Annotated in this window: 15 protein-coding genes and 2 pseudogenes; 5 read left to right on the top strand and 12 right to left on the bottom strand. The window is 59.1% G+C overall.

Going from position 1 to position 19,163, the window contains the following annotated elements:
- Positions 1-11 precede the first annotated feature (11 nt).
- Positions 12-1,040: a thioesterase domain-containing protein gene (locus KUV65_RS15855; RefSeq protein WP_222191691.1), complete on the bottom strand. Its 1,029-nt coding sequence runs from the start codon at positions 1,038-1,040 to the stop codon at positions 12-14.
- 322 nt (positions 1,041-1,362) lie between these two features.
- On the opposite strand from KUV65_RS15855, the gene KUV65_RS15850 reads away from it, so the two are divergent.
- On the top strand, positions 1,363-2,868 hold the full coding sequence (locus KUV65_RS15850; RefSeq protein ID WP_308124705.1) for a class I adenylate-forming enzyme family protein: 1,506 nt from the start codon (positions 1,363-1,365) through the stop codon (positions 2,866-2,868).
- Between the two features lie 12 nt (positions 2,869-2,880).
- On the top strand, positions 2,881-4,032 hold the full coding sequence (locus KUV65_RS15845) for a thioesterase domain-containing protein (protein WP_222191689.1): 1,152 nt from the start codon (positions 2,881-2,883) through the stop codon (positions 4,030-4,032).
- On the opposite strand, the gene KUV65_RS15840 is transcribed toward KUV65_RS15845, so the two are convergent.
- Together KUV65_RS15840 and KUV65_RS15835 are read right to left on the bottom strand one after the other, a co-directional pair.
- The gene (locus tag KUV65_RS15840) at positions 4,029-5,513 is read right to left on the bottom strand and encodes a class I adenylate-forming enzyme family protein (RefSeq protein ID WP_222191688.1); all 1,485 of its coding nucleotides are present in this window, start codon (positions 5,511-5,513) and stop codon (positions 4,029-4,031) included. The genes KUV65_RS15845 and KUV65_RS15840 overlap by 4 nt on opposite strands.
- A 234-nt stretch (positions 5,514-5,747) precedes the next feature.
- Positions 5,748-6,694, bottom strand: a pseudogene (locus KUV65_RS15835) (IS5 family transposase).
- Here KUV65_RS15835 and KUV65_RS15830 point away from each other — a divergent pair.
- The gene (locus KUV65_RS15830; protein ID WP_308124704.1) at positions 6,634-7,152 is read left to right on the top strand and encodes a recombinase family protein; all 519 of its coding nucleotides are present in this window, start codon (positions 6,634-6,636) and stop codon (positions 7,150-7,152) included. The pseudogene KUV65_RS15835 and the gene KUV65_RS15830 overlap by 61 nt on opposite strands.
- 208 nt (positions 7,153-7,360) lie before the next feature.
- Here KUV65_RS15830 and KUV65_RS15825 read toward each other — a convergent pair whose 3' ends face one another.
- From KUV65_RS15825 to KUV65_RS15800, 6 genes are all read right to left on the bottom strand, one after another.
- Complete coding sequence (locus tag KUV65_RS15825) at positions 7,361-7,576, bottom strand: transposase (RefSeq protein ID WP_222191686.1); 216 nt, start codon at positions 7,574-7,576, stop codon at positions 7,361-7,363.
- A gap of 234 nt (positions 7,577-7,810) precedes the next feature.
- Positions 7,811-8,032: a hypothetical protein gene (locus KUV65_RS15820; protein WP_222191685.1), complete on the bottom strand. Its 222-nt coding sequence runs from the start codon at positions 8,030-8,032 to the stop codon at positions 7,811-7,813.
- Between the two features lie 549 nt (positions 8,033-8,581).
- The gene (locus KUV65_RS15815; protein WP_222191684.1) at positions 8,582-10,054 is read right to left on the bottom strand and encodes a TniQ family protein; all 1,473 of its coding nucleotides are present in this window, start codon (positions 10,052-10,054) and stop codon (positions 8,582-8,584) included.
- Positions 10,054-11,034, bottom strand: coding sequence for a TniB family NTP-binding protein (locus tag KUV65_RS15810; RefSeq protein ID WP_222191683.1), 981 nt, complete (start codon positions 11,032-11,034; stop codon positions 10,054-10,056). The genes KUV65_RS15815 and KUV65_RS15810 overlap by 1 nt, the downstream gene beginning before the upstream one ends.
- Entirely contained in the window at positions 11,031-13,208 is a 2,178-nt protein-coding gene (locus tag KUV65_RS15805; protein WP_222191682.1) for a hypothetical protein, read from the bottom strand. Before KUV65_RS15805 ends, KUV65_RS15810 begins: the two co-directional genes overlap by 4 nt.
- A gap of 17 nt (positions 13,209-13,225) precedes the next feature.
- A complete protein-coding gene (locus KUV65_RS15800; RefSeq protein WP_222191681.1) occupies positions 13,226-13,942 on the bottom strand; it encodes a hypothetical protein in 717 nt (238 codons plus the stop codon).
- 116 nt (positions 13,943-14,058) lie between these two features.
- Between KUV65_RS15800 and KUV65_RS15795 the strand changes: the two genes are divergently transcribed.
- Together KUV65_RS15795 and KUV65_RS15790 are read left to right on the top strand one after the other, a co-directional pair.
- Positions 14,059-14,208 (top strand): hypothetical protein, encoded by a 150-nt coding sequence (locus KUV65_RS15795; RefSeq protein ID WP_222191680.1) that lies wholly within the window; start codon positions 14,059-14,061, stop codon positions 14,206-14,208.
- Between the two features lie 395 nt (positions 14,209-14,603).
- The gene (locus KUV65_RS15790; protein WP_222191679.1) at positions 14,604-16,352 is read left to right on the top strand and encodes a restriction endonuclease subunit S; all 1,749 of its coding nucleotides are present in this window, start codon (positions 14,604-14,606) and stop codon (positions 16,350-16,352) included.
- A 60-nt stretch (positions 16,353-16,412) separates the two neighbouring features.
- On the opposite strand, the pseudogene KUV65_RS15785 reads toward KUV65_RS15790, so the two are convergent.
- The 3 genes and pseudogenes from KUV65_RS15785 to KUV65_RS15775 form a co-directional block, all read right to left on the bottom strand.
- Positions 16,413-17,386: pseudogene (locus KUV65_RS15785) on the bottom strand (IS5 family transposase); the annotation flags it as partial.
- 92 nt (positions 17,387-17,478) lie between these two features.
- Positions 17,479-18,291 (bottom strand): metallophosphoesterase, encoded by an 813-nt coding sequence (locus tag KUV65_RS15780; protein WP_222191678.1) that lies wholly within the window; start codon positions 18,289-18,291, stop codon positions 17,479-17,481.
- A 236-nt stretch (positions 18,292-18,527) separates the two neighbouring features.
- Positions 18,528-19,133: a hypothetical protein gene (locus KUV65_RS15775; protein ID WP_374107082.1), complete on the bottom strand. Its 606-nt coding sequence runs from the start codon at positions 19,131-19,133 to the stop codon at positions 18,528-18,530.
- Positions 19,134-19,163: the final 30 nt, after the last annotated feature.

Genomic DNA, 19,163 nt, shown 5'->3' with positions numbered 1-19,163 from the left:
GAGAAACAGGATCAGCCCGTGCCAGTATCCCTCTCCAACACGGCATCTTCCCCGCTGAAGTATCGCTTCATCAAGGCCGCGAATGCCTCGGGTTGCCGCATCAAGGCGTTGCTGTGATGGCTGTCGATGAACTCTTCCTCGCGCACCGGCAAGAGCTGGTCCCACGCCGCGGACAAGGGACGCCGGGACCGGATCAGCAAGGGGGGGCGGTCAAGCTGAACGGGGCGTGGAATATGATGGGAATACGCCGCCAGCAGCTTGGCACGGGGCGAGATGCGGAAACTCGACATGCCATCTGCCCCTTTGCGACGCTGCCGCTGCTTGCGAAAGGTAAACCATTTCACCTTCAACCGGCGAAGCGCGTCGCTGCCGCAGACCCATGTTGCAAAACCATCGCCCGCCATCGCCTTCTCGACGATGTCCGGCAGGCGCGGATCGTACATCGCGAGGCTTTCGACCGCGCGTCCCCGCGCGCCGATGCGGGCGACCATGTCGAGGCCAATGATCCCGCCCGCGCAGAACGAGGCCAGCCGCACAGGGCCTTCGGGTTGCACCTCGTCGATCACGTCGAGGTAATGCTCAGCAAGCGCGCCGATGGTTTCGTACTCCGGCCCCTCGGTCCGCAGCGACGGCACTTCGAGGAGGTGAATGCGGAACCTGTCGACCATCCCTGCGAAAAACTCGCGCGGCGGGAGCGTGTAGCCCCCCTTTCCGTGCAGAATGAATACGTACGGTTTGCCATCGCCGGCGACCGTATCTGTCGCAGTCAGGAACGACGCCAGCCGGCGCGGCGTCGCCGTGTCGCCGATCTGTGAGATCTGGAAATCGCGCCCGCTGAGCTTGGCCATTCCGGTGCTCAGCGCCTCGGCATGGAGGGAGTCGCCGCCCAAATCGAAGAAATCATCGTCCAGACCGACCCCATCCACCTCGAACACGGTCTCGAACAGGCCCACGACCGCGCGTTGCTCGGGGGTTTCGGGGGCGGCATAGTCGATGTCGAGCTGCAGATCGCACCGCTTGATATGGGATGTGTCGGTCATGATCCGTCGTCAGGCTCTTCCACTTGGCGCTGCGGTCGGGCGGTAGCAGCGCACGGTATTTCGAAACTTAAAAACGAATAGGGCGCGAGATCCGCATGGGCCGAGCCCGCCTGCAAGTCGGCCCAAGGCATGCGGAGGCCGGAAATTTGCTAACCCAAGGTCATATAGCAGGGTTGGCGTAGCCGCGAAGCCGTTCGTGCGCGTCTGTTAACCTTTGTGTCCCTGGAAACACGCAATCCAGAAAACGCCGCCGCATCTGGTGCCACGCATCTTTTTCGCTGACTATGTCCAGCGGAAAGGATGCGGGAACAGGGACGGCAAGATGTCAGACTGCACCAAGATTTCTTTGGCCAATACCCTATTGTCGATGGCGGCCAGTCGTGGGGATGCTCCGGCAGTGGTCGGCAACGACATCGAACTGACGTTTCGCCAACTCGCCGAACGCTGCGCCCAGACGGGGCACGAATTGATTGCCGCAGGCATTCAGCCGGGGCAACATGTCGGCATCGCCGTGCGGGACAGCGTAGAATACCTGGTTTCGATTTTCGGGATCTGGATGGCCGACGCAGTGGCCGTTCCAATCGATTTCCGCAGCTCCATCGAGGAGCGCCAGCGCATCGCTTCGGCATTTGACCTTGCCGCGATCCTGCAAGACAGGCCCGCCACCTATGAAGGGTGTGAGGCCATGCGTATAGATGCCGCCTACAAGGACCGCCGCGCGACTCGCCCCGTCCTGCCGCCCCCTATGACCGCCCCCGACGCCCCGGCCTATATCTCGTTGACCTCGGGCACCACGGGCACGCCCCTGGGCTTCGTCATCAGCCATGGCGCGATGCTCGCCAAGACGGAGTGGGACCCGTACCGCTACCTGCCTGGATGCGGCGGGCCGAGGGAGCTTGACCTTGTCACGCTGAACGCTCTGCCGCTTTCCTTTTCGGCGGCGCGCACCCATGTGTTCGCCCGCCTGCTAAGCGGGGGAAAAACCATCTTCTTCCCGATGATGCACACGCTGCCGGAACTCGCCGAGGCAATGCAGCGCCACCGGGTCGAGTTTTCCTTCACGGTTCCGACCGTGGTCCGGGGCTTGATGGATCTTGCCCCTGACAACGGCCAGCCTTTCTTTCCGGATCTCAAGCTATTCTACATTGGTGGCGCGAACCTTAACCGGGACGAGAAACTAGCGGCGCAAAAGATCCTGACGCCCCACGCGATGACAAACTACGCCTCCACGGCCAGCGGGACCCTCGCCTCGCTCTACGGGGACGACATGCGTGCACGGCCCGACAGCGAGGGGCGGGTCCTGAGCAGCTCGCGCATCGAGATCGTGGATGGGCAGGACACCGTCCTACGACATGGCGAGCAGGGCATCCTGCGGGTGCGGGCGCCCGGCATGGCGACGCATATCTACGGCGGGCAGGGCCGCGAAGACGGTGACAAGATCCGCGCCGGCTGGATCTACCCCGGCGATATCGCCAGCATCGACACCGAGGGTTTCCTTTCGATACACGGTCGTCAGTCGGACCTGATCATTCGCGGTGGGGCGAATGTGTATCCGTCCGAGGTCGAAGCCGCGATTGCCGCCCTTCCGGGGGTGCGAGAGGTCGCGGTCATCGGTTTCGAGACGGCCCGAGAGGGAGAGGAGATCGCGGCATTCGTGGTCGTGAAGGACGGCATAAAGCAGGCCGATATCGACGCCCATTGCCGCCGCGCCCTGACCAGCGACAAACGCCCCCGCGAGATCGTCATCCTCGACGCCCTGCCGCGCAATACCAATGGCAAGGTCCTCAAGCGCGACCTGAGCGAGATGGTGCCCGCCGGAAAGATCTGAACAGACACCACCATGAACGACAAAGCACAGCCCCTCATAGACCGCGATGCCATCGGTTTACCGGTCAAGTTCGAACCGCCTGCGCCTGGCCTGGAAACGCAGGTCGCGAAGATCTTTCAGGACGCGCTGCGGATTGCCCCCATCGGGGCCATGGATGACTTCTACGATCTCGGCGGCGACTCTCTCCAAGGCGAAGAGATCAGCCTCCAGATCGAGGCACAAACGGGCTTTGCCTTCCCAATCTCGGGGCTGTTTGACGCCGGCACTCCAAGGGCTATCGCCGCAAGCCTCGACACAGGAGAGGACAAGGACAAGGCCGCCGACGAAGCCGCGCAAGAGATCCTGTTCGTTGTGCATGGCCGCCGTGGCTATACCGTTCCGCGCCGTAGCTTCCTTGACGGCCTTTCGCCGGGGTCGAAACTCGTGATGTTCGAGATGCCCGGCCTTCTGAACAAGGAAACGCCGCCGGAGTCCCTGCGCGAGCTGGCCGAGGCTTACGTGGCCGAGATCGAGCGCGTTCAGCCCGAGGGCCCGGTTCGCCTTGCCTCTTTCTGTGTGGGCGGGCTGGTGGCGATCGAGATGGTCCATATCCTGAGGGCTCGCGGCAGGCCGCCCGTTTCCATCGTCATGCTAGACCCGCGCCCGCCCAAGCCGCTGCCCAAGCGGCTGGAAAGCGAACGGGCCATTCGGAAATCTCCGTGGAACCTGTTCGCACGCCTGCGCCTCTTTGGCCTGACCGGGCGGCTCGATCCCGACAAACCGTTTCTTGAACCCACCTATCGCCGCCTAAACACGGCCTACGAACGTATCATCGTCGCACGCGGCTGGGGGCGCCATGCGAAGGCCGATGGACGCAAGGAAAAGACCCGCTATGCCGGGGTCAAGATGAATGTCGAAGCACAAGCGCGGCTGACCACGGCGATGCTGTTCGCATGGCCCGACCCGCTCGATGCCGAGGTTCATATCCTCGGGTCGCGACAGCGCTCGAGGCTTTTGACCGATCCCGACGGTTTCTGGGGGCATCTGTTGCCGAACCGGAAGGTCTATCTCGTGGTGGATTCTCACCAGGAGATCCTACGCGGGGAATCGGCAACGGTCGCCGGCGCGATGGAAGACCTGCTGCTTGGACGGGGCTGCGAGATCGACGAAAGGCCCGCGGCCTAGCCCTCCGGCCCTGCCAGCCGCGCCTTCAGGTCCCGGCGCAGGATCTTGCCGTTGGTATTTCGGGGCAAGCTCTCGACGATCTCGACCCGCGATGGCCGTTTCCCCGGCGGAAGGGCCAATTGGCACTGCGCAAAGATATCGGCCTCTGCCAGATTACCGGCGCGCGGCACGACGAACACCGCGATTTCTTCGCCCATCGCCTTGTCGGGAAAGCCCACGGCCACTGCCTCGGACACGCCGTCAAGGTTTTCCACGACCGCCTCGACCTCGGCCGGGAACACGTTCAGTCCGCCCCGTATGATCATGTCCGTCGTGCGCCCCTCGATGGTCAGGAACCCGGCCTCGTCGATATGGCCGATATCACCAGTATAGCCCCAGCCATCCCTGATCCGGTCTCCATCCTCGCGATCGCGGGCGTTGTAGAACCCGTCGGCAAGACCCGGGCTGCGCACCCGCAAGGCCCCGGTTTCCCCGACCGGCAGCGGGTCGCCGTTCGGATCCACCACCTCTAGCCGCACAGTCGGCAGGATCTTTCCAGAGGTCTGGGCGCGCGCCCTGACGTTCTCGCCGCTTAACACCGAGACCGTGCCGGTTAGCGTCGAGGAATAGCAGTGGATGACATTGGGAGAGAGTTTCTCATGAGCCGCGATCATGTCCTGTGCAGAGATGGCCGACCCACCGCAATAGATCATCTCGACGGACGGAAAGAGCGGCCCCTCTCTTTCCCCCGCGATCTCAAGCAGTGCCGATACGGTCGCCGGCACCGCAAACACAAAGGTCATGCCCTCGGCGTTGATCCGCTCTGCGAGCTCGCTCGCCCCGAAGGTGGGGGGATGGAAATGGATCGTGCCGCCCCGCATCAAATGTGCCAGCGTGTGATTGCGCGATGCCGAGAACGACAGAGGAAAGGCGTTCAGGAACTTCGCGCCCGTCGGATAGGCACATTCCATCGAGTAACTGAGCATCCGCATCATCATGGTGCGATGGCTGATCACGACCCCCAACGGTCTGCCCGTCGTGCCCGACGACAACGAGATCAGCGCAGGGTTCCCCCCCTGTGTCGGCAAGGGCGTGCTGGGCTGGCGCGCGCAGTCTTCCTCGAATTCCGGGGTCCACTGGATTGAGGCATAGTCCTGCCCCGGCATCGGACGGTCCTCGAACAACACCGCAAGGTCGAAATCCGCAACAAGCCGCGCGCGGTCTTCTCCCCTCAGCCGGAAGTCTACCGGCACGGCAACCGCGTCCAGCATCCAAGCGGCCATCATCGCCTTGACGACATTGAGGCTGTCACGTTGCGCGATGCCAACATGATCCCCCGCATGAACGCCCTCGACGGCCATCTGGCGTGCCAGCTGCGAGACCTGCAAGGGCAACTCCGCATAGGTCACAGACTTGAGGCGCTGCACGAGCGCCGGTTTGTCCCCGTGGTCGCGGGCCAATGAATACAGAAGGTCGGATAGGTTTGTTTTGTCGGCGATCATGTCTCGGTCGTCCCATCGCTGAAGAAGGGGAGGTTATCCTATCCCCTGCGTCGATACCCTTAAGCAGAGATCAAAGATTAACCAGCCAAAAGCCCGATCGCGACACGTCGGCTGCAGGCATGTTGCTATGCCCGATGATCGAATGGTGAATTTCGCTTTTCGTGATCTAGGATCAAGTCTGGCGCTTTTGCACAAGTCGAGGTTTGATCGCAGTGCCCCTTTCCCCAGACGGACTTATTCCACGAGCTGCGTGACAGGTATGTCGAGCGCGGTATAGCCATTGAGCACTGAGATGCGGACCTGCAGCTCTGCAACCTGGCGATCGAAGTCGCGCGCCATGAGGGATTGGCCGAGCAGCTTGATGCTGTTCATCTTTGTCTCGACCCGGCTCCGGCGGTGGTAGCCGTTCCAACGCCGCCAGATGGCACGGCCCATGTACTTCGAGGCGCACAGAGCTTCATTGCAGGCGACGGCGCCTGGGCTCGTCGGCTTCCACGGCTTTGCGTTCCTACGGGCGGCAATCGCCTCATGGCATTTGCGGGTGTCGTAGGCGCCGTCCACTGCCCGGCAGAGTCATGCGGAGCATGATCCCGAGAGGGGGCGGTCACGGAACCGATCCGCTCATCTGTCGGGATCTGGTCGAGCAGATCAGGCAAGATGGGTGCATCACCAATGTTGCTGCCGGAGACCTCGAGAGCCCGCACCTCCAGCGTTTCCTCGTCGATCCCGATGTGTATCTTGCGCCAGATGCGCCGCTTGAGGCCGCCGTGCTTGCGGGCGTTCCACTCGCTTTCACCCGCGGCCTTGATGCCGGTGCTGTCGATCAGCAGGTGCAGCGGCCCGTTGCCGCCGCGATAGGGGGTGCTCACATTCAGCGTCCGCTGACGTCGACACAGGGTGCTGAAGTCCGGCACCGTCCAGTCCAACCCGAGCAGGCGTAGAAGGCTCTGTACGAACACGGTCGCCTGTCGAAGCGGTGTGCCAAAGAGGACCTTCATCGTCAGGCCGGTCTGGATGGCCTCTTCGCTGAAAGCCTGTTGCCGACCGCGCTTGCCCGTCGGATGCGGCCTCCACACCAAATCGGGATCAAACCACACTGTCAGCGAACCGCGCCGCCTCAGTGCCTCATTGTAAGCCGACCAGTTCGTGGTCTTGTACTTCGTCGTGGCCCAACTTGTCATGCCTCCCAGCTATCACGCTGGATTCATGCAATGAATCCCTCACCCGATTTATGCAACAAGGCCGACGCCTTGCGGGCAGGCGGACCGAGCGCATCTATACCGACAAGATGACCGGGGCGAAGCGCGAGCAACCGCAGCTCGATCTCATGATCGACCAGCTCCGCCAGGGCGATGTGATGGTCGTCACCAAGTATGGCCGCCTGGCTCGATCTCTTTGCGATCTTCTCGACATCGTGGAAGCCATCGGTACACGTGGTGCAGGCTTCCGGTCTCTGGCCGAGGACATCGCCACGACGACCCCAGCCGGGCGACTTGTCTCCCATGTCTTCGCCTCGATCGCACAATTCGAACGCGAGCGGATCTCCGAACGCACCTGTGAGGGGCCCGTCATCGCCAGATGCCAGGTCATCTGCCGGACACCGAAGGACGGCGTCTCCAGGAACTGCTCGTCGATCTGACGCATCAAGCAAAGGTTCTGCTCGGTCTCACCCTTCGGCCTGTAGTAAAGGGGCGAGCGCGCGATCGATAGCAGCTTGCACTGCTGGCCGATCAACAGTTGGGGGTGATCAGCCTCGATCATGCCGCGCTTCACTTCCCGCCCCAGGCTTGAGCTTTCGTTGCAAAAAAAGAGTTGGCCACCGCCAACTCCCCGATCTTGACATGCAGTTATTTCACCTGCTCCTCATCGATCTCAGGCCTCATGCGACCGCCGCAACCGAACATGCCGGACGTGCCCGCCAGCAGCGCACGTTTCCATTTGTGGTTCATCGTCGGATGGACCCCGAACTGGCTCGCCAGCTCGGCAGCGGTCTCCTCATCCTTCAAGACCTCCAGCGCAACCTTCACCTTCAACTCGGGCGCGTGCTGCTTGCGTTTCGACATCTCTGATCTCCTTCTCGTGGAAGATCAGAACACTGCAATTCGTAGCTTATTTCAGTGTCCGAATTTCGGGGGGTAGCTCCCATTCCAGCTTGGCGGTCTACTCGACGAGCAGAAGACGGTAGCGTCCTTGGATCGACGTGCCCTGCCTCCACGGTGGGAGGACGACAGGTATCGGTCACGATGTTGGGAAAGTTCCGGGACGCACGCGAATGCCGATCGCCGCGAAAGGCCGGATCAGCAGCGTAAAGGGCCGGCGGAAGTGCTGAACATGAGCCGCAAGATGACGAGCGGATCGGGCGGGATCGGGTAGGTGCAGATCCACCGGCCCCGCCGTCCAGCTAACTGTTGCTTGTTGAAACCGGCACCGCATTGCCGCGTCGCACGCGTCCGTTTCTCCAGAAAAACAGCACTCTTCGACAAGTAATTGTTTTTATTTTCTTTTTCGAAATCACTCACCTGCAATGGTCATTTGCAGCGTGCCGGAATGGACAAAAAATACCCAAAATGGACACTATCTCTGTGTCTCTACACTACACAACCGAACCGACCGACTTATCGCCTTCGTTCGGAATAGCAGCAGAATGCGTAGGTCAGACAGTCTCTGATCGCAATCAGTCCACTTTTGGGCCCGCACAGGATCAGTGTGAGTGATGAAGAACAGCGCGTAAGCAACGGCTACACGGCACGACCACAAAAGATGCGCGAATGCTACATATGCGCATCAAAGCTATTACTCACACAAGATATGGATGGAGGCCTGCTTTCGCGACATCTTTGCCCCGGTTCCGAGACAACTTTGCCCCGATTTACACACATGAAAAACGGGGCAAAGTTGTCTCGGGGCGCCGATATTAATCAATTAAAAACAATATCTTAGATTTGGGCCTGTAGAAATGGGTGTAAAGATCCCGCGAAAATCGGGCAATGATCCCGCGAACCAGGACGCAGGACAACAACAAAAAACCCGCCGAAGCGGGTCAGTATTGCGGCGAAATCGAAGAAGTTTCAGGCAGTCGCGCGTGTCCTACTGAAGGCTTTCGCGTCAACATAAATGGACCTGATGCCAGCCTTGTCGGGATGGCGGAAACACCTGATCCGACCGTTTAGGATGCCCTCGAAAACCTCTTCGAACGGCCCTGCCCCATGCTGGCACGCATAAGCAATCGGATGGAGATCGGGACTAGCAAGAACAGGCAAATCAGGAAATCCGGCCAGTTTGTCCAAGAACTCGTCCAAGTGGGTTCTGGCGAAGACCACATTGCGCACGGATCCACGGCTTTTACTCGGAACTAAAGGTTTCAGGATACCAGCGCGGTAGAGGATCTCAACTTGGCGCTTACTGGCGCCAATGTATGCGGGGACAGCCGACAAAGGCACGGCGGTCTTGAAGGCCTCGATCAGGGGCACCGTCCGCGCAACCTCGAAGACCATGTTTCCGCTGTCGAGTTCCGTGGCAGCTTCTGGAATTTCGCCGATCTTTCGAAGTAGTCGCGAGAGACGCGGCCGTTCAATGCCAACCTCGGACGACAAGCTCTGTAGTGTATGGAATCGCCTGTGCGCAATCTCGACACCCAAAACGGTTTCACCCGGGGCTACGGCAGAATGTTTGACGATGTGGTCGCGCAAGATGTCCTTGATTGGGCCCGGATCGATAAAGTTGCTCCTGCGGTCCAACCAATCGTGCAGTTTGCCATAGTAGGCCAGAGGACCAGCTTGAACCGCCTTGGCCGGTGACATGGAGCGGATCGTGTCGAGTGCCTCCTCGATGGCTCCCGGCCCTTCGCGGTAAATCGAGAACCCGATATCGGTAGCTGCTTCCGTTTGGGCCGGGCTCAATTTGGTCACTGAGACGCCATGGCCGTGTTCGAGGATGCCCCCAAGCATCTCAGACGCTGCGAAAACCTGCTCAATGGTCTGCTCATTCAGCCAGGTTTCGCGGCAGAGGCTTTCGCCATGGATCCGTTCCCGGAGCCAGACCAGGTATTCAGGCGTCTCGTCATCGGCCTCGGTTGGCGCTGCGAGGGGCGCACCTGCAAGCGCGACGCGCAAGCTGGTCGCGTCTTTGATCGGCGCATCCGCCAACATTACGCCATGACGGTCACACCGGCTGACATGGCGAAATCCCCAAAGCAGTCGATGGCGGCGTTCCGCTTCTGGGCCGTCTTCCGCAAGGCAAACAGGACAGTACCGGCCGGCGCGCGGCGAAAGAAACGTCTTCGAAACGTCCTCGCCACGGAAGGATGCACATCGCTGGAACACCCTAATCGCCATATTCTGAAGCACTTCGACGGCCTGCCCCGTGGCTTCCGCCAAGCGAAGGACGGCCTCCCCGCGGCCCGAGACAAAGTGGTCCCGACGGATACCGAGATCCGCGAGAAGACGCTCCATGCCCCGGCCGGTGTGCATAAGCCCAAGCCGGTCGGCGTAGGAGAGCAGCGTTTCTTCGGGGTCAATGGAAAGACGGGGCCAAAGGGTCATCACGGCCCCCATCCCATGGCTTCCAGTTCCTTTCTCACCTCTGGCCACGGCGCAGTATCGAAGGGTGTCAAAGTATGCTGGACGTTTGACTTCCGGAACACGCGTTCCGCGCTTTCGAGGCAAAGCGTGTCGCGCTGCCGGGTCACAGCACCGCGCAAGATGTTCTTGGCAAGCTTCACGCTCTTGCCGATCTGTCCTCCTGTCGCGAACAAGATGCGTTCGGGAAAATCGTCCGCCTCATCGACATCCAACCCGAGGATCTCCGCCGACTTTCTGAAGTTGGTCTCGAATAGCCGCGCCGATCTGGTGCCAGGCCGGATGCTGGCGAGGTGCAACTCGCTGAACCGACGGTAGGTCTCGCCAGAAGGTTCGGAGAGAAGGGCGTCACGCAAGGCGGGTACGCCTGCAATAATCAGCGCTACCGGGTGCTGCGACTGCATGATGTGTTTCAAGGCCTGAATGGCTGCCAGAACGTCACGACCTTGACCAGGCCGCAGGATATGATGGCATTCGTCGATAACTACGGCGCAGATGCCGACCACACCGAGCCGGTGCCGCGCCATCTCCCAAGCATCCGCTGCACGCAAACGGGGGTCGATCTTTTTATAGCCGGTTTCTGAGAGGATGATCTCGGCCAGCTTCTTGATGGTCGCCTCGGGCGGCACGGTGATGAAAAGCGTGTTGCCCGGCTCATCGATGCTGAATTCGGTCAGGATGGGATTGGCCCGCAAGGTGCGCTTGAGAAGCGCTGTCTTGCCGCCGCCGGACATGCCGAGGACCATGAGCCCCTCGGTCTCACCGGTGAGCGGATCGCGACGGGGTTCGTCGGTCATCTGCCCTTCGTCATCCACCTCAAAAAGGTCGAGCAACGCGTCATCGAGCGTTTCTTCCTGCCCAAACCGCCAGTAGCGGTCTCTCAACCAAACCAGCTTCGCGCTGATTGTATCCAATGGAACCATGTTTGTTTCAGGGATAGTCATTCCATTGAGTCCTCTTCCGAAAAGTTCTGATCGCCCCGGAGGTCATCAATCACGCTTAAACCTTCAGGAGCGGACCCGGCGCCATCGAACTCCGTGCCGTCATCCAAGTCGTCCAGTAGCCCCCGGTATTCCCCTGCCGCATGCTGGCGCTCGGCCGTATCTGCGAAACGCATCATGCGTTCAGTATTCTTTGCCAACTCATCCGCGGTTTTCGGCAGGGCAATCAGCCCAAGAAGTCGCTTTAGCCGATATGACTCATCGTTTGCCGCGTTGATAAAATCTCGACGCGCTTTGCGCTCGTCCTCATCTTCGCCCGCGCACTTTTCGAAATGCGCAAGGCGATCGATCTCGGTTTTGCCGATCCATTTGGGGTCGCAAGCCGAAACAGCTTCCCAAGGCCCGTTGTCCGCTCGCACATCGATGGTCCCGACATCACCATGCCAGCGACGCACCTCAAAAATGCTTTTGGTCCCATCCACAAAATTCTTCATGGTTTCACCCGTTTGGTAGTAGATGCCGGCCACGCGCAAACCTCTTCGATTGAGCTTGCGTCGCATTCGAGTGCCGAATACTTCGCGCATTTCGTTGTTTGCCAGGCTTGGCGGCGTATGTTCCTTCGTCGCCTCGGCCCAAGCTTGAGCAGGTGACATGCCTAGGGCGGCATGCTCTTTCGTGTGGTACGCATCGACGGTCCATCGAACCAACCAACCCAAGAAGGCTTCCAAGGTCAGAGATGCGCGTTTTTCGGAATCATTCTCACCTCGTTCGACGACATTGCTGAATGCGCGCCCTGAAAACCGTAGCAAGAGGTCCTGGTGAATAGTCCGGAAGACCCTCTCGATGAACGGTTTCAGCCAAGGTTTTCCCGCAGGTGCTCCGAGGTTGGTGATGCCAAGCCCGGCGAGGATGTCGTAAGCGTCATCTGTGATGTATTCAGGACCCCGGTCGAGAACGATTGTTCCCGGCGCTCCTCCCATAGGCCAGCCAAATTTCGCTCCCGCTGCGTCAGCAATCGGCGACTTGTCCGAATAGATCATTTCTAAGGTATGCCGGAGCGAGCCGTCCGTTCCCTCAGGCACGATCTGCAGTGCCAGCAGGCACCGCGTATGCACGTCAATCGCCGCGGATAGCGTGACCCGGCGCGCCTTTCCGTCAAGCTCGAGAATCTGTTTGATTGAGGCAGGAAGGATGTCGAATAGCCCCGTCGCTTCCATCAAGACGAAAAGGTCAACCGTATACTCATCGATCTCGACCCGTTCCAAGGCGCGGGATGTCTGAATGCCGACCCCGAGCGTGTGATAGTCTTTGTAGGCCTTTTCCCAGCCAGACTTGCGGATCTTGTGGTCGAGTGGAGCGTACTCCTTGATCAGGCGGTGGATGTAGTCGTAGCCAGCCTTCTTTAGCTTTGGAGCAGGGACGGGCATTCGCTCGAGCTCCTCGTTCCTGGCGTCAATCGCAGCTTGTACGCTTTCTACCAAGGACTTGATCGTGACGCGTTCCTCGTCCCAAAGTGTGTTGAGGACGCGGACGATGAAGGCCTCCGTAGCATCGTCGTAGCGCCTGTATTTCCCGCAGTTGCGATATTTGTCGAATAGTCCGTCGTCACCCTCGTTTTTCCACTGCCAGTACCATTTCCACATGGTATGGCCGCTCTTATAACCATGGTGAAATTCGGCAGTACGCTCGATTTCTTTCTTTGACTTCTGGACCTTGGTGCCGCCCCGTTTCTTTTCGCGCATTGCTTGGGCTGCGCGGTATTCTTCATACCGCCTCGTGCCGCGTGCAACGATCTGGACAATCTTTGCGTCGAAGTCGTCTCGCGTAAGCTTGAGGTCCCCGTCGTCAAGCATTTGCTGAACCGCGAGGACATACTGCTTTCGGAATCGCTGCCGAGCGATTTCAACCAAGACCCTCTCGCTTCGGCGGACCCGCTTGGGATCGACAGGCTTCGCTGACGGCCGACTGAGAATTTTCAGCTTGCCGTAGTTGTTCTCTGTGACGATCGCGTCGTAGGTGATTACGCCCGTGGCGCTTTCATGACACTCGCCCGTACTCGGGTCCGTCCACGCCTCCCAGAAGACGAAGTAGCCTTCTTTGCGAAGTTCCAGCACACGACCTTTACGGACGCCGATCTCGAAATAGTAGTCCTTTTCAAGAAAGATCTTGATCGGCATCCGGAAAGGGGCGGACATCAAACAGCCTCCCCGCGAACGATCAGGGTTTTTCCACGGATAGGCTCCGGCGTGAAGAGGGTCGCCTGGCCGAAACGGATCGCGCGCGCCACACTGAAAAAACCGCGCCCGCCGAGGCCCGCCTTCAACAGAAACTCGTTGATGGTCGTAGGATCGCGAACCTCGGCAAGCGATTTCAGAACAATTTCGTCGATCTCAGGTTCACGGTGCCGCGCATCGTGAAACAGCTTTGCATTGTGCAACTCGACCGGGTCGATGTTGCGCTCGGTGATTGTCGCCACTGCGTCACAGATGTTCCCAATTGCGGCCCTTTTCACTTCCGCCATCATCGCGCGGTACTCATAGGTCACCGCGATCCGTTCGGGCTTCACAGAAATGCAGACCCGGCGACCACCCTTCTGGGTGACCCGAAAATCGAAGAAATGGCGGCTCGGCTTTCCGTTCGGCAGCGTGAAATGAAGAGCCGCCAGCTGTTCTTCGATATCGTGAAAATCGGGCCGATAGATCAGGCAGAGAGACGCGTTATGCTCGGTCAGACTGGCAAAATGCAGAGTCTGCGGGCCGTTCTCGCCTTCGAAGACGAGCGCCCCGACGAAATGCCCCTTGGAAGACTTGGGAACAGGTCGGACGGCACGGCTAGGTGCAGGGTTGAAACGTTCTCGCGACTTTTCGGAGCCATTTTCGCGCCCGTTTTTCTCGTGGTCTTCGCCCTTCATGGCAATAGTTCTCCGTACTCGAAAGCAACGCTTTCGAGAGGTTTCTCCAAGGCCATCACGCTGGTTGCCGAAGCAGTTGCTCTGCTCTATCGTCGGCGGCGCAATAGGTGGCTGTGATGGCCGCTGACTTTGGGCGTCGCCTTGAACAGGCGGCGCCCTTTTTGTTTCTGTTTCCTGTCTACGCGCTGTGGTGTCTTACTGCCTCCCTGGCCAAGCCGGACCCGGTGAAGATGCCGGATTCTGAATCACTCAAGCCAAAAAACTGATCCAAGAAATCGAGTCAAGTCTCTGTTTTATTTGCTGTTTTTGCGAAAATCGAACACCTCCCGACTTTCAAACAAGTCTCAGCTGCATCTTTCTCCGCCTTTCGAAAGTGGCCTCTCCGGTTGTGAGGCAGTCTCCAATTTCCACCCGAACCAGCCCTCACGGCTGGGTTCTCTTACGTTTGGTCGCGATTTGCCGTCCGCAGTGTCTGCCGTTCGGTTCCGCGCCCAGTCCAAGATACCGGAAGAGGCTGCGGTTGCAGAGAAAAGAAGTGGTTCTTGATATCTATCTATCAGCGTCTGATAGGATTTTTTTTTCATCATTCCCATGAGATCCTTTCCAACCTCTCCGCCCTCACGCACGGTGCGAGCAACCCGCTCCAAACCGTGAAAGACCCATGTTTCCCAAAGAGCTAGACACCAACAGCCTAGAAGGTCTGACGCGGCTGTTTTGGTTTGCCGTCAATGCGCGGAACGATGACGTTAGCCGGGCGGCCGTACCACGCTTGCAAGACCGACTTGATCTCACTGCACATGAGCCGAGCTTCCGCGGCGCGTTTGAAGACGCAGTTCGTCATCTCGACAGCCTCGAGCCCACACGGCGGTTCGAAGCGGTGTATTCTTTGATCGATGCCGCACTGAAGTATGAGGAGAGACTGCAGGAAGACTTGGCACGTGAAATCCTCAGGCTTCTCCAAGACAAAAGGATCATCCGGTTCTCGTTTGCGCGCAGCCTCATGCTCGGCCTTCGTCACGCGCAAACGATCCGGCAAACCCGCTCACAGCGCTATCCTGGCTACAACATACGCTACGCCGGGGTGGGGCCAGATCGAGAGCTTATGGCAATCGCGTCCTTGTATCTCGACCTGCCGATATACACCGAGACCGGCCCTCCCTGGGCGCCCGACACACTTTTCGACGACGGCGAGCCAAACTTTGAGATGCCCGAGTTGGAGGTTTCGTTTCCACCAGCATCATTCCGAGCAAGCGATGCGCCTGGCCTCGAGGCCGGCATTCGCAAATTGATGCTACCCCGAGCCGTCAACCGTGGTACCTACGATCTCGAAAGCGCGATGCTCGCGTATTTGGGCGCGACCGACTCCTCGGCTTTGGCCATGGTCTCGGATAACTTTCTATTTTCTCCAGGACAGTCTCGCTTGGCGACACGGCAGCGCCTCCTCGATATGAGATGCATTTATCGAGTCGCCGAGCTGCAGGCAGAAAAAGATTCACAGTATATGATATCCCTTAACGAGTCCCGGATCTCTGCCGATGAGGTGCAGATGATTTCGACAAGAGATGTTCAACGATTCATTGGCGCCGTCCCATTCACTAAAACAGTCCGGAAAAGAGCAACGTTTGTTTCCGTCGAAGAGATACAGACCGCTGGCGGAAGCCTTCTACCTAAGAGATATCTCTCTGCCGGCCCCGTTGGAGGACCCAACTTCGTTACGCGCACCCAAAACGCGATGTACGCCACAGAGTACCGTTTGGCGGATCTTTTTGAAATCATTCGTCCCAAGACAATTCGCAACGATCCGGTGGGAACGTTACAAATCCAGGAAGTGAGTGGGATAAACATCTCGCATTTTGGCGAAATCTTAGGAACCCCACGCAACGTCACTGTCCGTTCTACCTTAGAGGAACGCTTCGAGGAGCAGCGCCTCAAGCCTGGTGATATTGTGTTCGCTCATCGCGGGCCAATTGGGAGAGTGGCATATCTGTCAGAGCAAAGTCTGGAAGGCACCAATCTATGGGCTGGCCAAACACTGTTTGTTTTCCGCGAAAGAAAGAGGTTTGCTGAAGCGCGAGACGTTCCATATTGCGACCCACGCGTCCTGTTCATGTATCTTTTGACACCCATGACGCTAGAAAGTTGGAAAAACGTTTCTAATGGAGGCCGAAGCCCTTCAATTCCAATTGGGGAGGTTGAACGGTTCATGGTACCCAAAAGTCTGGCGACAAAGAGCAAACCCAAAAGGACGTCCGCGTCAGCAAAAAAAGGAACTGCTACGGAAAAAACTGTTGACCATATTTTGGCTGAATTTGAGCACCATCAGAAAAAGACTGAGGAATTGCGGACAATGGAATCTCAAATGCATGATGGGCTGCATCGGGTCTGGGATACCGCATGGCGCAAACCATAGGGGGACTCTGTTGCACAAAGCCGTCGCTGAGCGGACTTCCCCTTTCCCCGAACGGATTTTCCCCACGGCTTCAGTGACAGGGATGCCGAGGGCGGTGTAGCCATTCATGACGGCAATGCGCACCTGCACTTCCGCGACCTGTCGGTCGAAGTCCCGCGCCATGAGGCGCTGCCCCAGCAGTTTAACGCAGTGCATCCGCTGCCCGGCAGGGTATTGCGCAGCAATGCCCGAGAGGGTTCGTCTCGACGCGGCTTCGGCGGTGATATCCGCTCCAGTTTCGCCAGATTGCGCGGCCGAGGTATTTCGATGCCCGCAACGCTTCGTTTCGCGCCACGGTCCGCGATCGCCTCGTGGCATTTCCGGGTATCGTAGGCGCCATCTGCCGTGACGCTGCCGATCTCCTGGTCTTCTGGGATCTGACTGAGAAGATCGGGCAGCACGTTCGCGACGCGCTCGAACCGGTGGCGCTGCTCCGCTCACCATCGCCGATGTGGCTACCGGTGATTTCGACAGCACGGATCTCCAGCGTTTCCTCATCGATCCCGAGGTGTATCTTGCGCCAGACGCGGCGTTTTGGGCCGCCGTGCTTGCGTGCGTGCCACTCGCCTTCACCCTCCATTGCCCGGCAGGGCATCGCAACGCGATGTCCCGAGAGGGGACCTTAATCCCAGTGCTATCGGTTAACAGGTGCAGCGGACCCTTGGATCCACGGTAGGGGATGTTGCGCCCAGGGTCTTCTGGCGGCGCGATAGCGTGCTGAAGTCGGGCACCGGCCAGTCGAGTTCAATTAGCCGTAGCAGGCTCTCGACAAAACCGGTCGTCTGCCGGAGCGCCATGCCGAACAGCACCTTCATCGTCAGGCAGGTCTGAATGGCAGTATCGCTGTAAGTCTGCTGGCGGCCACGCTTGCCTGTCGGCGCGGCATCCCAGCTCATCTCGGGGTCGAACCAGATCGTCAGCGAGCCCCGGCGCTTGAGCGCTTCATTGTAGGCCGCCCAGTTCCGGGTCTTGTAGGTGGGGGGGTGTGGGTTTGCTCATACATCCCAGCTACCACTCTGGATTCACGAGATGAATCCCTCGCGGAACTTGTGCAACAGAACCGACCGTCGCCAGAAACCGAAGACCATCAGGCGGACCCTGGTACATCCATGGCAGCTGCTTCGATCCTCTCACGGGCTTCCGCGTTACTCAGATCGAAAGGGTAGCCCAGCGATACGTTTTTGATGTTGGTCTTCCCAATCCAGACCTCGTGCGCCTGATGTGTATGCCCATATAACCAAGCTGACGGGCGCATCTCCGTGATAAAACCCAGTAGGTCACTACCATAGGCATGTGCGAGCGTGCCTTCGGCACCCAGCTGATCGAGAAGGGGCGCGTGATGAGTCACGACAATCGAGGGGCCGTCATGGGGCATCTCTAGCTGAGTGCGCAGCCAGGCGAGGTGGCGCTGGTGAACGGCGCGCATGTCGAACGCCTTGGCCTTTCGGTAGCCAGCTTTTGCGATACGGATGTAGCGATAGTCATTCATCCCGCGCTGGAGATCGCCTGCAATGATATCAGGGTGGATCGTCGGATGAGTGAGATCCGTCCATAGCGTGCAGGGCAAGATCCGCACGTCTCCGAGCGCCAGAGGCTTACACTGGGCATAGCCAGCACCGGCATTGATCACGATCTGCGCAAGGCGCACCTCGTCGTCGAGCACGTGATGATAGAAACAGTGGTTGCCGGGGAAGATCTGCACGCGGTCGAGTGGGACGTATTGGCCGATCTGGGCCAGTGCCGAAGCGAGCCGCGCCTTCGGCTTGTCGACTAAATCACCGGCGATGATCACCATGTCGAATTGTTCGAACCAGCCTTTCGGCATCAGCGCCAGTGGATCGCGCTGTTTGGCGGCCCATTTGTCGAGATGGAGATCCGCGAGGGTGAGAAGGCGTGGCATGAATATTGTTTAACATGAAAGGGCCTTTGAGGTGGCCCTAGATTTATCGACGCTTTCACCCTCCACTGCCCGACAGGGCATCGCGACGCGCTGATTCCCTAGAGTTGCCGTTCACCGCGCTTGGGAGCTTTGGCGAAGTCGAAGTGTCTACTGAGCGGACTTTGTAGGCTGCCGCTGCGCCTAATGCGAGCGTCAGTTTCAGTCAGGTTAGGTGACAGAAACGGAAGTGGCAGTGCTCAGCAAGCTTCTCCTAGGTACGTCGCGAGGCGACTGAGCCGGAAGAGCCGCGCGCCGTTTTCATCTGCTTTGGGAAGGACGTGGTTATCACTCATGCGTTTCAGGGCCGCTGTGAGTGCATTCGCCCCTCCTTTACCAAGGCCACGACCGGAAATCTGCCAAACCCGCTGCGCGGCTTGAAAGCCCGGAGGTTCTGGCACGTTCAGATCTCGTCTCCAGATGCCGTTCCACGCAAACCGATCGTCCTCTTCGGTGAAATCGAAGAGGAAGCCCTCGTCGGGGAGCTCTCTCCAGCCCTCGTAGCATTCCCAGTCGAACCCGAAGTCTTCTTTGACATTGGTATTGGCCCGATCGAGCGCGCGGCTTTCACCGGGCTCGTAGGTCACAACGCGCGCTGACAAGTCATCAAGCGCCTTCGGATCACTTCTATGAAGGTCGAGCAAGGTGCCATTCGGCGAGACCTCGATGCGCCGTCGAGCCTCGAAACTTAGCCGACGCCGCCAGATCTGCCCGGCATTCTTCAGGATTTTCTCATCAACCGGTAGGGCTTGATCCCAAATTGCCTCGAAACGCTCCGCAATCTCAGCCTGTTTGCCCGGGTACACGACGCTGTACTCTTCAAGGTTTCCGAACCC

Origin of the sequence: Maritalea mobilis (assembly GCF_019800885.1) — a bacterium.
Lineage (GTDB): Bacteria > Pseudomonadota > Alphaproteobacteria > Rhodobacterales > Rhodobacteraceae > Roseibacterium > Roseibacterium beibuensis.
This window is presented reverse-complemented; position numbering and strand designations above follow the sequence as displayed.

Coding starts and splice junctions, on each gene's coding strand:
- KUV65_RS15845 (WP_222191689.1), top strand. CDS start 2,881: ATGAACGACAAAGCACAGCCCCTCATAGACCGCGATGCCATCGGTTTA.
- KUV65_RS15825 (WP_222191686.1), bottom strand. CDS start 7,576: ATGTCGAAACGCAAGCAGCACGCGCCCGAGTTGAAGGTGAAGGTTGCG.
- KUV65_RS15800 (WP_222191681.1), bottom strand. CDS start 13,942: ATGAAGGGCGAAGACCACGAGAAAAACGGGCGCGAAAATGGCTCCGAA.
- KUV65_RS15815 (WP_222191684.1), bottom strand. CDS start 10,054: ATGACCCTTTGGCCCCGTCTTTCCATTGACCCCGAAGAAACGCTGCTC.
- KUV65_RS15810 (WP_222191683.1), bottom strand. CDS start 11,034: ATGACTATCCCTGAAACAAACATGGTTCCATTGGATACAATCAGCGCG.
- KUV65_RS15805 (WP_222191682.1), bottom strand. CDS start 13,208: ATGCCGATCAAGATCTTTCTTGAAAAGGACTACTATTTCGAGATCGGC.
- KUV65_RS15790 (WP_222191679.1), top strand. CDS start 14,604: ATGTTTCCCAAAGAGCTAGACACCAACAGCCTAGAAGGTCTGACGCGG.
- KUV65_RS15780 (WP_222191678.1), bottom strand. CDS start 18,291: ATGCCACGCCTTCTCACCCTCGCGGATCTCCATCTCGACAAATGGGCC.
- KUV65_RS15850 (WP_308124705.1), top strand. CDS start 1,363: ATGTCAGACTGCACCAAGATTTCTTTGGCCAATACCCTATTGTCGATG.
- KUV65_RS15855 (WP_222191691.1), bottom strand. CDS start 1,040: ATGACCGACACATCCCATATCAAGCGGTGCGATCTGCAGCTCGACATC.
- KUV65_RS15795 (WP_222191680.1), top strand. CDS start 14,059: ATGGCCGCTGACTTTGGGCGTCGCCTTGAACAGGCGGCGCCCTTTTTG.
- KUV65_RS15840 (WP_222191688.1), bottom strand. CDS start 5,513: ATGATCGCCGACAAAACAAACCTATCCGACCTTCTGTATTCATTGGCC.